Origin of the sequence: Arthrobacter yangruifuii (assembly GCF_009192775.1) — a bacterium.
Taxonomy (GTDB): domain Bacteria; phylum Actinomycetota; class Actinomycetes; order Actinomycetales; family Micrococcaceae; genus Arthrobacter_B; species Arthrobacter_B yangruifuii.
The window spans coordinates 639,762-653,637 of the sequence record NZ_VTFX01000001.1; the positions used below are offsets into that span (position 1 = coordinate 639,762).

Here is a 13,876-nt window from a genome sequence, read left to right on the forward strand (position 1 = left end):
GGGAAGATGGGGTTGGCCACAAAAAGCGGACAGCGGCGCCCGCCCGTTTTTAGAATTGAAGACAGGCCGGCGCGCTGATCGGCGGACCTGGACGGTCCGGCCGGCGGCGTGGGATTCATCCGGCTGCACAGCCTCCGCGGCCCGGTGAACACTGCCCGGGCGCGGCACGGCCTTTCATCGCCATAGAGTCCTTGACCAACGCACACTGAGGTGATTGTTGACCGAGCACTTCTTCAACTCTTCCCGTTGCAAGACCGCCGAATCAAAGACCACCGAATCAAAGACCGCCGAATCCCCGGTTCGGCTCCGCACGCTCCGTGATGTCCGCACCCGGGCCGCCGATCTGGGCAGCCGGGCCGGTACGGAGATCGGAACCTCGGCACGGAAGCTGGGGGACCGCAGCCGGGAACTGGGTGCCTCCGTCAGGAACTGGTTCGAGGGGCTCGACGCCCCCAGCCGCCGCACCGGCGCGCTGTCCATCGCCGCAGCCGTCGCGCTCGGCGGTCTGGTCACCGGCACGGCCGGTGCCGCGGAACCGGACCTGCAGATCGAACGTCACGTGGTGGTCACTGAGCTGTCTGCCGACTGGACCGGGAACGGAGCCACCGGGAACGGCGCGGCCGGGACCGGAACGGCCGGAAACGAAGCGGCCGGGAACGAAGCGGCCGGCAACGGCCCGGACAGCCCCTCGCAGGCAGACCCCGCAGCGCCCGCAGCGGCGGAAGCCGCGCCCGCCCCGGAGGCCGCCCCGGAGCCCGCTCCCGAACCCGCTCCCGAACCGGTCCAGGGACCGGTGCCGCCCGTGGATGACATGGTGGTCACCTCGCCCTTCGGCAACAGGAACAACCCGCTGGCCCCCGGCTCCCTGGAATTCCATACCGGCACGGACTTCGGTGCCGTCACCGGAACGCCCGTGAAGGCCATGCTTGGCGGAACCGTGACCGAAGCCGGCTGGCATACCACCGGCGGCGGCGGACTGCGCGTGGTCATTGACCACGGCGACGGCGTGCAGACCACCTACAACCACCTCAGCAGCATCGACGTCAGCGTGGGGCAGACGGTGGACGCTGCAACGGTGGTCGGCGGCGTCGGCAGTACCGGCAACTCCACCGGACCGCACCTGCACTTCGAGGTGCTGCGGCACGGAGACTACGAAGACCCGATGGGCTGGCTGTAGCCGGCCCGCCGGGGCGGCCGGCGGGGGCTACGGCACCGGGTTGGTGAGAACAGCCGGATCCTTCTTGCCGTGGGGCATCCGGATGCGCAGCGCGCCGGCTTCCATCTCGAAGAGGATGTGGGTGGCGCTGCCCAGATGGTCCCCGTCCATTTCGAAGTCCAGCGGGGACTCTGCCCACACCTCGGCACGCTTGCCCTGGTAATACTCCACCGCGGTGCTGCTGCCCCTGCCCCGGCGCAGCAGTCCGGTGACCACGCCCACCCAGCCCAGCCTGCCCTTCGGGGCCAGGGTCAGGATGTCCAGCAGGCCGTCATCCAGTTTGGCGCCCGGGAAAATCTCCAGGCCGCCGGTGATCTTGCCGCAGTTTCCACCCATCACACTGCGCAGCCGGCGGTGGACCGGCTTGCCGCCGTCAATCGAAATGGTGGTCTTCACGGGCTTTCCGGGAAGGTTCCGGATGCCCGCATCCACGTAGGCCAGCCAGCCGATCTTGTCCTTCAGGGCGTCCCTCGTGTCCGCCATCATGCCGGCGTCGTAACCGAGTCCCGCCATGACCAGGAAAGTATCGCTGTCCACTGCCTCGTCAACGGTCACGTGGACGACGTCGATGCGCCTCTCGGTTCCGTTCAGGGCGGCACGGACCGCCTGCTCCGGATCGTCGACGCCGATGTCCAGGTTGCGTGCCAGCAGGTTCCCGGTGCCCAGCGGCAGCAGGCCCATGGGGAAGGAAGTGCCGGCCAGCTCGGCGGCCACACACCGGACGGTACCGTCTCCGCCGGCCGCTATGACCAGGTCGACGCCGGCCTCCATGGCCTTGCGTGTCATTGAATGTCCCGGATCCTCCTCCTCGGTCTCGAAGAACAGGGGCTCATCCCAGCCTTCATCCGCGCAGATCTCGGCCACACGCACGCGAACGTCGAAGTCCGTCTTCTTGATCGGGTTCACAATGACAGCGGCGCGTTGGCGTACCGGGGTCTCTGGGCTGGTCATGGCGTCCTTATCGTAAGCATGCGTACTTTTTAGGTTCGGGTCTGAGTCTAGCCCGACCATCAGCCTGCAGACGGCTGCCGCGGTAGACGGGGCGTGAACGCAGGAACTCCCGGATGCTTGTAGCCTGTTGGGGTGACTTTTGAGCAGCGGTACGTGGCCCTTGGAGATTCGTTTACGGAAGGCGTGGGGGATGACGACGAGTCGCGCCCCAACGGGGTGCGCGGCTGGGCGGACCGCGTGGCCGAACAGCTGGTGCTGGCTGACAGTTCCTGGGGCTATGCCAACCTCGCCATCCGGGGTAAGAAGCTGCACCAGGTCCTGAACGAACAGGTGGACGCCGCCTTGGCAATGTCACCCACCCTGGTCACCATCTATGCCGGCGGCAATGACATCCTCCGGCCCAAGGTGGACATTGACGGCATCGTTGCCGCCTATGACGCCGGGATTGCCAAGCTGTGTGCCAGCGGAGCCGCCGTGCTGGTTTTCACCGGGTTCGACTCCGGCAGCTCCCCGGTATTCGGCCGTACCCGCGGACGCACGGCACTCTACAACGAACTGGTGCGCGAGGCAGTGGAGAACAACGGCGCCGTGCTGGTGGACTACTGGCGGATGAAGAATCTGCAGGACGAGCGGTACTGGGCGGTGGACCGCCTCCACATGTCCCCGGCCGGTCACATGCTCACCGCGAAGAAGGTGCTGGAGGTGCTCCGCGGCACCGATGCCATCGACACTCCGGAGCTGGAGGAGCAGCCGGCCCGCAACCGCGTGGAGCAGCTCCGCCGGGACGCCCAGTGGGCCCGCGAATACCTTGGTCCGTGGGTCAGCCGGCGGCTCCGCGGAGTCTCTTCCGGAGACAACCTCAGCCCCCGCTATCCGGTGCTGACGCACCCGCCCCTGCCCGTTTCCTAGGGGATTGTGCGGCAATTCACACTATCCGCGATAAGTACTTTGTTTGCTGACCAGTTCCGGTCCCGGGCGTGCCGCTGACGGGCGCATTGACGCTTCCCGATTCGTTGCCTTCGGTGCAATTTCCTAAACTTGTAGGTCTGCCCGGCACCGTGTGGTGCTCGGGCGGCTGCTTTTGTCTCAGCAGCCGACTTCGATCGAGGGAAGGCCCACATGTCGAAAGATGCACCGCCCCACATTTCCGGAACCCCGGATGCACCGTCCACATCGACGGCCCGCAGGACCCGCAGGTCCCCCCTGCGGCGCCGCCGCCTTGAGGTGGGCGACGTAAATGTCGTCGACAAGTCCATGATGAAAAAGGCTGTCGGCGGCACCGTCGTCGGCAACACCATGGAATGGTTCGACGTCGGTGTCTACGGCTATCTGGCCGTCACCATGGGTGCCGTCTTCCTCTCTGAAGCCGACAAGGACGCACAGCTGCTCTTCAGCCTCGGCGTCTTCGCGGCAACCTTCATTGCCCGCCCGCTGGGCGGTGTTGTCTTTGGCCGCCTCGGTGACCGCATCGGCCGGCAGAAGACCTTGGCCATCACGCTGCTCATGATGGCCGCTTCCACTTTTGCCATCGGCCTGCTGCCCGGCTACGACACCATCGGCATCTGGGCTCCGATCCTGCTGGTGCTTATGAAGCTGCTGCAGGGCTTCTCCACCGGCGGCGAGTATGCCGGTGCCACCACCTTCGTCTCGGAATACGCCTCCGACAAGCGTCGGGGTTTCCTGGCCAGCATCCTGGACCTGGGCAGTTACATGGGCTTTGCCCTGGGTGCCGCCGTCGTTTCGGTGATGCAGCTGCTGCTTTCCGAGTCCGACATGGTGGGCTGGGGGTGGCGCATTCCCTTCCTCGTTGCGGGACCGCTGGGTGCCATCGCGATCTACTTCCGGCTGAAAATCGAAGAATCCCCGGCCTTCCAGGCCACGCTGGACGCCCAGGAAGCCAGTGCCAAGGCCGGTGACGAAACCGATTCCCTGGGCACCGTGGGAATTTTCCGTGCCTACTGGCGCCCGATCGTTCTGGCCATGGTCCTCGTGGCCGCCGTCAACTCGGTGGGCTACGCGCTGACGTCCTACATGCCGTCCTACCTGACCGATTCCAAGGGCTACGACCCGATCCACGGCACCCTGCTGACCATCCCCGTCCTGGTGTTGATGGCCCTGTGCATTCCGCTCGCCGGCAAGCTCTCGGACCGGATCGGCCGCCGCCCCGTGCTGTGGATCGGTGCCGGATCCACCATCGTGCTGGCTGTTCCTGCCTTTGTGCTGATTGGCCAGGGACCGGTTGTCACTACGCTGCTGGGCCTGCTGCTGCTCGCCGTCCCGGTGACCTTCTACGTGGGCAACCTGGCCGCCACGCTGCCCTCCCTGTTCCAGACCTCCAGCCGCTACGGTGCCATGGGCATCTCCTACAACATTGCCACCGCCGTCTTCGGCGGCACCGCTCCGCTGATCATGCAGGGCCTGATTACCCTCACGGACAATGACATGGCCCCGGCGTACTGGCTGATGTTCACCTCCGTGGCCGGTGCCATCGCAGTTGTCTTCATGAAGGAATCCGCCAACCGGCCGATGCCCGGTTCCATGCCGAGTGTGGACACCCACGCCGAGGCACGCGAACTGGTCGCCGGCCAGGATGAAAACCCGCTGCTCGACGTCGACGCGTTGCCGTTCGACACGCTGGGCAGCCAGCAGGCACCTGCTGCCTCCGGCGGGACTGCAGGCTCCGCCGAGGCCGCGGATGCCGGCACCGGCCGTTAGCCGGACCGCCTGAGCCATCCGCCTGCCGGACCGGCCGGACGCCCCCGGGTGTCCGGCCGGCCTGTTTCCGGGGGCCGGTTGGCCCGCTGCGCCCTGCCTGCGATGATTGAACCCTAAAGTTTCCACGAGAGGACGGCCGGCATGACCGAAAACGCCCCGCGCTGGCTCAGCCCGGGCGAGCGCCAGGCCTGGCTGGCACTGTTCGCCGTGTCGAGCCTGCTGCCCGCCACGCTCGACGCCGATCTGTTCCGCCGCGCCCGGATTACGCTCTTTGATTACCACGTCCTCGCCATGCTGTCCGAGGCCGAGAACAGGTCCCTGCCCATGAGCGAGCTGGCGGCGCGGTCCAATGCCTCCCTTTCGCGCCTGTCCCACGTAGTCAAGAAACTCGAACAGCGCGGCTGGATGTCCCGGACCCCCTCGCCGTCGGACGCGCGGGTTACGACGGCGGCCCTGACGGACGAGGGGATGGCCGCCCTGGCGCAGCTGGCGCCGGACCATGTCGAGAGCGTGCGGCAGGCCGTCTTTGACGGGCTCTCGGACAAGGACGTTGCCGATCTGGAGCGGGTGGGGAAGAAAATCCTCGCCCGGCTCGACCCCTGCAACGGTATCCTCGGCCCGGACCAGGCGCCCTAGCCCGCCGAAGTCAACTTGTTGCCCGGGGGCCTGCTCTTGTTAGCGTGGACAGTACCGAATCACCGAACGATACGAACGCTATCCACGGCACGATGAGAGGCACCACAGCATGCGCGTACCCCGAATCCTGACCGTCATTCTCGCCGGCGGCGCCGGCGGCCGGTTGGGAAGCTTGACGGACCACCGGGCGAAACCGGCCATCCCTGTCGCCGGGTCCTACAACCTGATCGATATTTCCCTCTCCAACCTCCACAACAGCGGCTTCGGCGATGTATGGATCGTGGAGCAGTACAAGCCCCAGTCCCTCAATGACCAGCTGGTCAGCGGTAGGCCCTGGGACCTGGACCGCACCCAGGGCGGACTGCGGGTGCTCCCACCCTTCCAGGGCGGCGGCGGTGAAGGCTTCGCCCAGGGCAACGCCGACGCCCTGTACCGCCAGGCGGACTACATCCGCGAGTTTGATCCGGACCTCGTCCTTGTCCTGAGTGCCGATCATCTGTACCGGCTGGATTACCGCGACGTCGTCGAGGCCCATCAGGAAAGCGGCGCCGCCCTGACCATGGTGACCACCCGCATCAACAACAACCCGGGTGACCACGGGGTGGTGGAGGTTTCCGGAGGATTGGTCACCGGATTCGACTACAAGCCCAAGAACCCGAAAACGGACCTGGTGGCTGCGGAGATCTTCCTTTATGAGACAGATGTCCTGTTGAAGGCGCTGGACACCCTGGTGCAGCGGGACGGGCAGCTCGAGGACTACGGCGACCAGCTCATTCCCTATCTGGTGGAGACGGAAAAGGTGGTGGAATACCGGCTGCCCGGCTACTGGCGGGACATGGGCACCCCGCGCAGCTACCACCAGGCACATCAGGACCTGATTGACGGCCGGGGCCTGGACTTTGACGATCCCGGCTGGCCGATCCTTTCCGCCAGTCCGCGCCGTCTGCCCGCGTATGTGGGGCCCGACGGCGTTGCGGTCCGCAGCCTGCTGTCTCCCGGGGCGCGGGTTGAAGGCACCGTCCGCCGCAGCGTTCTCAGCGCCGGAACGGTGGTGGAAGCCGGCGCCGAGGTGGATAACTGCGTGCTGCTGGACGGTGTGGTGGTCCGGTCCGGTGCCCGCATCGCCAACCTGATTGTGGACTCCACTACGGTGATCGGCGCGGGCCGGGAACTGGACGGGGCGGAGCTGGACCCGGAAAACGGCGTGGCGGTGGTGGGGCGCGATTCCAAGGTGGACCCGCCGTCGTCGTGATACCCGGCACGCAGGTACCTGCGAGTTTGAACGAAACGCCCGATGCCCCTAGGATAGAGAGGCGTTAAGTCGTGTGTGTGTTAACCTGTTCCGCTTCGCGCGGGCAGGAGAACATTTGCACGGCCACCCGTATAAACCTAGAATTGAAGGCTGTCGAGCCGGGTTCTCCCGTTCGGCCGCCTGAACTTCACCGTCTTCCCCGCGGCGAGGCACTTCGGCTGGATCTCACCCCGCCAGGTCAACCTCCGGAAAGTCGCAGTAATAACGGTGTCAAAACTGGTGGCGGGACGCTCTTTATGGCAGGTGCTTAGGCGCTTTGGCCTTGTGTCTGTTTTTTGAGGACCGTCATATTTACTACAACTGGAGGAGAGATCATGGCAGCTTACTGCCAGGTAACCGGAGCCATCCCCGGCTTTGGTCACAGCATTTCGCACTCGCACCGCCGCAACAAGCGTCGGTTCGACCCGAATATTCAGAAGAAGCGCTACTGGGTTCCGTCCCTGCGCCGCAACGTGACGCTGCAGGTTTCTGCACGCGGCATCAAGACGATTGACATCCGCGGCATCGACGCTGTTGTTACCGACCTGATCGCGAAGGGTGTGAAGCTGTAGTGGCTAAGGATAAGGACGTACGTCCGATCATCAAGCTGAAGTCCACTGCGGGCACCGGCTACACCTACGTAACTCGCAAGAACCGTCGCAACGATCCGGATCGTATGGTTCTGAAGAAGTACGATCCCAAGATCCGCCAGCACGTCGAATTCCGTGAGGAGCGCTAAGAATGGCAAAGAAGTCCAAGATTGCCCGCAACGAGCAGCGCAAGGTTGTTGTTGAGCGTTACGCTGCCAAGCGCCTCGAACTGAAGAAGACCCTGGTAGACGCGAACGCTACCGACGAAGCCCGCGAAGCTGCACGCCTCGGCCTGCAGAAGCTCCCGCGCAACGCTTCCCCGGTCCGCCTCCGCAACCGCGACCAGATTGACGGCCGCCCCCGCGGTACCCTCCAGAAGTTCGGTATCTCGCGTGTGCGTTTCCGCAACATGGCCCATGCAGGCGAACTGCCGGGTATCAAGAAGTCCAGCTGGTAAGCACTGCCTACCGCTGTAAAAAGGACGGTCCCCTGACGGGGGCCGTCCTTTTTTGCTGTTAGGGCAGGGTCGGGGCGGCGCTGGTTGCCCCGTCGGCGCCGGCGGGCAGTGCGCGGCAGCCTGTTGGGCGAGTTGATCCTTCGGGGGGAGCAAAAGCCGCTTTTCGACCCGAAAATCCGGAAAAATCCGCTGAATACAGCGGATTTTGCGGGAGTTGGGGGTCCAAGCTGGTAAGTTTTCGAACAGAGGTGGTTTCGCATCCGCGATCCGCTCGAATTATCCAGAGTCCAGGAGGACATAAATTGGCTATGAACCGCAGTGAACTTGTTGCCGCAGTTGCAGAGAAGTCCGGCAACAGCCAGACCGCAGTGAACGGCGTGCTGGATGCCGTCTTCGACATCTTCGTCGATTCCGTTTCCAAGGGCGAGAAGATCACCATCCCGGGCTACCTGGCAGTTGAGCGCACCGACCGCGCTGCACGTACGGGCCGCAACCCGCAGACCGGCGAAACCATTCAGATCCCGGCAGGCCACAGCGTTAAGCTGACCGCCGGCTCCAAGCTGAAGGCCGCTGTCTCCACCAAGAAGTAGCATCACGCCGCGGCCGTGTGCCGCAGCTTGAGGAGGACCGGCACCCTGGGGGTGCCGGTCCTCCTGCGTCTGCGGGCGGCACGAATCCCCGGATCCGCCCGGGGACTTAGCGGAGGCCACGGGGCGCTCAGGTTCCGCGCCGGGATTGGCCCTATTTTTACAGCGGGTAGAGAATGGATACTGTGCCCAAATCCGTAAAAAACCAGTCCGCCCGCTCCGCCGGGACTGATCTGCTTGCGCAGCCCGGCAAGGGCGGCGCTCCACGCGCGGCAGGCGAGGCCGGGAAAGCCGTTCCCGCCGTGCGCAGCGGCTGGCTTGCTGCCTCCTTTGCGCTCGTGTTCCTGGTTCTGGCCGCTGCCCTGCTGTTTTCCGGGGCGGCCGGCGCCGCTCAGCTGGGGGACGCCGGGTCACTGACCCGCTGGGGACTTCCGGCAGCCAAGGCCCTGCAGAATATCTCCATGGCCGCGGTGATCGGCTCCCTGGTCTTTGCGGTGGGGATCCTTCCCAAGAACCTCAACTTCCGGCGGGTCCGCAAGTCGGCGTCCGGCCGGCAGGCGCCCGCCGAGCCGGAGCATCCCGCGTTTACCCGTGCCCTGGCCCTGACCTCCGCGGCGTCCGTGGTGTGGACGCTTTCCGCCCTGGCCGTGATGGTCTTGACGTATTCGGACGTTTCCGGCCTGCCGCTGGGCTTTGACGCGGGGTACACAGCGGGGCTGGGATCCTTCCTGACGGACTTCTCCACGGGCCGGGCCTGGCTTGCCGTGAGCATTATTGCCGCCGTGGTCACGGCCCTGACCTTCGGCGTGCGGTCCGTCGGCATGCTGGCGTTTACCCTGGTCCTTTCCGTCGGTGCCCTGCTGCCCCAGGCGCTTATCGGCCATTCGGCCGGCGGAGACGACCATTCTGCGGCCGTGAATTCCATCGGGCTGCACCTGCTGGGCGTGTGCCTGTGGATCGGCGGAATCATTGTCCTGGCCGTCATCTCCCGGCAGCTCGGTTCCATTACCGGAGTGGTACTCACCCGGTTCTCGGCCCTCGCAGGCTTCGCCTTTGCGCTGGTGTTCCTCTCCGGCGTCGTGAACGCGTCCCTGCGGATCACCTCGCTGGACCAGCTCGGTACGCCGTGGGGAGCGCTCGTGCTCTTCAAGGCAGCACTGACGCTCCTGCTGGGGATCCTGGGGCTGATGCACCGCCGCTGGGTTATCCCCCGGCTTGCCGGTGCCAACCCGTCCCGGACCCCTGCGCGGGAAGGCAGCACCGGCGGTGTCCAGCAGGGCGGCCTCTCCGCCCAGCGCGTGCTCTGGCAGCTCATTACCGTGGAACTGGCCATCATGGGAGCCGTGTCCGGTGTGGCCGTTGCACTGGGCCGCACCGCGCCGCCGCGCTCGGAGGAGCTTCCCACGAATGCCTCGCCAGCCCGCATCCTCACCGGCTACGACCTTCCCCCGGAGCTGACCGGCGAACGCTACCTGACCGAATGGCGGCCGGACTGGCTGTGGGTGGCAATCATCCTGACCCTGGCCACCGCCTACCTCATCGGCCTGGTCAAGGTCCGGCGCCGCGGAGACAAGTGGCCGCTCCTGCGTGCAGCCTGCTGGCTGACCGGCCTGCTGGCGCTGGGATACATCACCTCCGGCGCACCGGCGGTCTACGGCATGGTCCTGTTCAGCACCCACATGCTGGGGCACATGGCCCTGACCATGGTGGTTCCGCTGTTCCTGGTCCTCGGCGCACCGGTCACCCTGGCGCTCAAGGCCCTGACACCGCGGACGGACGGCACCCGGGGCATCCGCGAATGGATCCTCATAGGAGTGCACTCGCGCTTCTCGAAGATCGTCACCAACCCGGTCTTCGCCGCAGTGAACTTCGCCGGCTCCATTGTGGTCTTTTACTATTCAGACCTCTTCGGCTTCGCCCTGCGTGAGCATGTGGGGCACGAGCTGATGGTGGTGCACTTCCTGCTCACCGGCTACATCTTCATCCTGACGATGATCGGCATCGACCCCCTGCCCAACCGTGCACCGTATCCGCTCCGGCTGGTGATCCTGCTCGCCACCATGGCCTTCCATGCCTTCTTCGGGGTGGCGGTGATGGGCGGCACCGCGCTCATCCAGGCGTCCTACTTCGGGAACATGGGTCGGGAATGGGGGCTGTCCGCCCTGGCGGACCAGCAGCTGGGCGGCTCGCTGATGTGGGGCATCGGCGAAATCCCGACGCTCTTCGTGGCCATCGGGGTGGCATATCAGTGGTCCAGGAGCGACGCACGGGAGACCCGGCGCTCCGATCGTGCAGCCGAGCGGAATAACGACGCCGATCTCACCGCTTACAACAACATGTTTGCAAACCTGGCCCAGCGTGACGCCGGGACCCCGGATCAAGGAGATCGTTAATGACTGAAACCGTGCGCGCCGGATACCGGGTGCGGGCCTCGGAGCTCGAGGGCCGCAACTGGCTGAACACCGGCGGCCGGCAGCTGAACCTGGAGGATCTCCGCGGCAAGATCGTGTTGCTGGATTTCTGGACCTTCTGCTGCATCAACTGCCTGCACGTGCTGGACGAGCTCCGGCCCCTGGAAGAGAAATACTCGGATGTGCTGGTCACCGTGGGGGTGCATTCCCCCAAGTTCGAGCATGAAGCGGATCCGGTGGCTCTCGCAGCCGCCGTCGAACGCTATGAAATCCACCATCCCGTACTGGATGACCCGGAGCTGCTGACCTGGCAGGCCTACACCGCCCGCGCCTGGCCCACCCTGGTGGTCCTGGACCCGGAGGGGTACATCGTGGCGCACCTGTCCGGTGAAGGGCACGCAGCGGGCCTGGAATCGCTGGTGGCCGAGCTGGTCGAGGAGCACGAGGCAAAGGGGACGCTGCACCGCGGCGACGGCCCCTACGTCCCCGCGGAGCCCAGTGCCGGGGACCTTCGCTTCCCGGGAAAGGTGACCGCGCTGCCCGGGGGTACCTTCCTGGTCGCCGATACCGGCCATCACCGCCTCGTGGAACTGGATGCCGACCTGACGGCTGTCCGCCGCACCATCGGCGACGGCACCAAGGGCTGGCAGGACGGCAGTGCGGAAACGGCACGCTTCAACGAACCCCAGGGCGTGGCCCTGCTCCCGGCCGACGTGGCGGAAAAGACCGGGTACGACGTCGTCGTGGCGGACACGGTCAACCACCGCCTGCGCTCCGTGAACCTTGCTACCGGGGCCGTGCGGACCATCGCCGGCAACGGCGTCCAGCGGCTCCTGGATGCCGGGAACCAGACCAAGGCGGGCGCGTCATCCGCCGGGTCCGGGGAAGCAGCGGACAACAGCGCTCCGGCTGACTCCTCGGATCTGGCTGACGCCCGTCCCCTGGACGTTTCGCTGTCCTCCCCGTGGGACCTCGTCTGGTCCTCGAAGCTGCAGCGGCTCGTCATTGCCATGGCCGGCACCCACCAGATTTTCAGCTTCGATCCGGTCTCCGGCGCCGTGGCGGTCCTTGCCGGCACTGGCCTGGAGGGCCTGCTCGACGGCGCGGCATCGGCTGCGTGGTTCGCCCAGTCCTCCGGACTGGCCGAGGACGGCGACGGCAACCTCTGGGTCGCCGACTCCGAAACGTCGGCGCTGCGCCGCCTCACGGTGGACGAAGCAGGAGTCACGGTGGGCACCGCCGTCGGCACCGGCCTGTTCGATTTCGGGTTCCGCGACGGCGATTCCTCCGTGGCCCGGCTGCAGCACCCGCTGGGCGTAGCGGTGCTGCCGGACGGGTCCGTGGCCATTGCGGACACGTACAACGGTGCGGTCCGGCGCTACGATCCCGCGACCGGCACCGTCTCCACCTTGGCGCGCGGACTCTCTGAGCCCTCGGACGTCCTGGTGGACACCAGCTCCGCCGAACCGCTGCTCATTGTGGTCGAGTCCAACCGGCACCATCTGGTCCGCCTGCCGATTCCGAAGGAAGCCCAGTCCGTGGACGAGGGAGCCCGGCAGACGCAGCGCCCCAAGACTGCCGTCGAATCCGGACCCCTGTCCCTCACCGTGCGTTTCGCCGCACCCAGGGGACAGAAGCTCGATGACCGGTGGGGAGATCCCACCCAGCTGAAGATCTCCGCTTCGCCGGAGGAACTGCTGGTCTCCGGCGGCGGCACGGCCACGGGCCTCACCCGTGAGCTCGTCCTTTCCGACACCGTGACGGAGGGCGTCCTGCACATCACGGCCCGCGCAGCGGCCTGCGACGGCGAGCCCGGCGGCGAGATCCCGGACCACGCGGCGTGCCACATGTACCAGCAGGACTGGGGTATCCCGGTGGTGCTGCAGGCCGGAGGGGACTCCGAGCTGGTCCTGGACCTGCGCGGACTGGACTAAGCGCGCGCTGGACTGAGCGCCGGCCATAACAACGTCAGGCGGCGGCACGGAAGGATCCGTGCCGCCGCCTGACGCGTCTGCGCGAAAGGTTACTCCACCTGCGGGCTGAGCATGACGTTGTCTCCGTCCACCCGCAGCGAGGCCGTAAATGTGAAGGGCTCCTCGGCCACCAACGGGCTCTTGTCCCCGGTGAACAGGTCCACCTGGGTCGCGGTGACGCGGGCGGTTCCCCGCAGGGGACTGAGTACCCAGCGGCCCTCCGCCTGCGTCAGTTCGACCTCCGGATAATCCGCGATGCTCCAGCGGATCGGCTGTTCCACCCGGTTGTTGGTGAGGTGGTAGAACGGGCAGCCGGGCGGTGCCAGCCGGTCGGCTGCCGTGCAGCTGTCGAGGAATTCACGGATACCGGCATCGATCTTGGCGACCAGTTCCTTAGTGGCCTCCGGCTCCAGGGCGAGCCGCGGATTCCCCTCCGCCGTCACCAGCGTCACCTGCTCCGGGGCGGCCAGATACTGGCTCTGATAGGAGGCCGCAACCCGCGAGAGGGGGAAGGCCGCGAAAGTGTTGGCGCCCTCCGGAAGCGTCACCCGCACGCCATTGAGGGCTGCTTCGCGCAGGGACGGGGCACTCACCTGCACGGTGGGCAGCGCGGATGGCACGAAGTCCCAGGTATCAAAAAAGAACCAGCGTTTGCCGGTGTTTTCCAGCACGAAACGCGCGGTCTCTTCAGCGGAGCCGTAGGCATAGTCCACCGCGACTTCAACCCTGCCCCCGCCGACGTCCTCGGCAGCACCGATGCTGCGCACCTGCAGTCCCTTGACCGAGGCCCGGAGCGCATCCCCGTCCAGCAGCGCGGCGTTGGCATCGGGAACCTGCGCGTTGAGCAGTCCCAGTGCCTGTCCGCCCTCCCCGTCCGCGAGCTTCTGCAGATAGCTTTCGACGTGCCGGTCAGGGCCGTACGCTTTCGCGTTCACGAAATAGATCACGACGACGGCGGCCGCGACCGTAAGCATGAGGGCAAGCAGCCAGGCGGCCACTGCCTTGATTACCGATGATGTTCCCTGCACTGGTATTACGTTACCCGCCCG

The 13,876-nt window shown here is 66.1% G+C and carries 13 protein-coding genes; 11 read left to right on the forward strand and 2 right to left on the reverse strand.

What is annotated here, in order from left to right:
- Positions 1-214: 214 nt before the first annotated feature.
- A complete protein-coding gene (locus tag GD627_RS16640) occupies positions 215-1,177 on the forward strand; it encodes a M23 family metallopeptidase (protein WP_210250448.1) in 963 nt (320 codons plus the stop codon).
- Positions 1,178-1,204: 27 nt separating this feature from the next.
- Here the strand turns inward: GD627_RS16640 and GD627_RS03140 are convergent, their stop codons facing one another.
- Positions 1,205-2,167: a diacylglycerol/lipid kinase family protein gene (locus tag GD627_RS03140; protein WP_152271313.1), complete on the reverse strand. Its 963-nt coding sequence runs from the start codon at positions 2,165-2,167 to the stop codon at positions 1,205-1,207.
- A gap of 132 nt (positions 2,168-2,299) precedes the next feature.
- On the opposite strand from GD627_RS03140, the gene GD627_RS03145 reads away from it, so the two are divergent.
- From GD627_RS03145 to GD627_RS03190, 10 genes are all read left to right on the forward strand, one after another.
- Complete coding sequence (locus tag GD627_RS03145) at positions 2,300-3,076, forward strand: SGNH/GDSL hydrolase family protein (protein WP_152271314.1); 777 nt, start codon at positions 2,300-2,302, stop codon at positions 3,074-3,076.
- 210 nt (positions 3,077-3,286) lie between these two features.
- On the forward strand, positions 3,287-4,882 hold the full coding sequence (locus GD627_RS03150) for an MFS transporter (RefSeq protein ID WP_152271315.1): 1,596 nt from the start codon (positions 3,287-3,289) through the stop codon (positions 4,880-4,882).
- Positions 4,883-5,023: 141 nt separating this feature from the next.
- Positions 5,024-5,518 (forward strand): MarR family winged helix-turn-helix transcriptional regulator, encoded by a 495-nt coding sequence (locus tag GD627_RS03155; RefSeq protein WP_152271316.1) that lies wholly within the window; start codon positions 5,024-5,026, stop codon positions 5,516-5,518.
- 109 nt (positions 5,519-5,627) lie between these two features.
- Complete coding sequence (locus tag GD627_RS03160; protein ID WP_152271317.1) at positions 5,628-6,770, forward strand: glucose-1-phosphate adenylyltransferase family protein; 1,143 nt, start codon at positions 5,628-5,630, stop codon at positions 6,768-6,770.
- 374 nt (positions 6,771-7,144) lie between these two features.
- Complete coding sequence (gene rpmB, locus GD627_RS03165) at positions 7,145-7,381, forward strand: 50S ribosomal protein L28 (RefSeq protein WP_146360594.1); 237 nt, start codon at positions 7,145-7,147, stop codon at positions 7,379-7,381.
- Positions 7,381-7,548 carry a 50S ribosomal protein L33 gene (rpmG, locus tag GD627_RS03170; RefSeq protein WP_013602737.1) on the forward strand — a complete coding sequence of 56 codons (168 nt, stop codon included), beginning with the start codon at positions 7,381-7,383 and terminating at the stop codon, positions 7,546-7,548. The genes rpmB and rpmG overlap by 1 nt, the downstream gene beginning before the upstream one ends.
- 2 nt (positions 7,549-7,550) lie before the next feature.
- Positions 7,551-7,856, forward strand: a complete 306-nt coding sequence (gene rpsN / locus GD627_RS03175; RefSeq protein ID WP_146360596.1) for a 30S ribosomal protein S14 — start codon at positions 7,551-7,553, stop codon at positions 7,854-7,856.
- Between the two features lie 302 nt (positions 7,857-8,158).
- Positions 8,159-8,446: an HU family DNA-binding protein gene (locus tag GD627_RS03180; protein ID WP_146360598.1), complete on the forward strand. Its 288-nt coding sequence runs from the start codon at positions 8,159-8,161 to the stop codon at positions 8,444-8,446.
- 182 nt (positions 8,447-8,628) lie between these two features.
- The gene (locus tag GD627_RS03185; RefSeq protein WP_425481876.1) at positions 8,629-10,836 is read left to right on the forward strand and encodes a bifunctional copper resistance protein CopD/cytochrome c oxidase assembly protein; all 2,208 of its coding nucleotides are present in this window, start codon (positions 8,629-8,631) and stop codon (positions 10,834-10,836) included.
- On the forward strand, positions 10,836-12,788 hold the full coding sequence (locus GD627_RS03190) for an NHL domain-containing thioredoxin family protein (RefSeq protein ID WP_152271319.1): 1,953 nt from the start codon (positions 10,836-10,838) through the stop codon (positions 12,786-12,788). The genes GD627_RS03185 and GD627_RS03190 overlap by 1 nt, the downstream gene beginning before the upstream one ends.
- 89 nt (positions 12,789-12,877) lie before the next feature.
- Here the strand turns inward: GD627_RS03190 and GD627_RS03195 are convergent, their stop codons facing one another.
- Positions 12,878-13,855, reverse strand: a complete 978-nt coding sequence (locus GD627_RS03195; RefSeq protein ID WP_152271320.1) for a hypothetical protein — start codon at positions 13,853-13,855, stop codon at positions 12,878-12,880.
- Between the last annotated feature and the right edge of the window lie 21 nt (positions 13,856-13,876).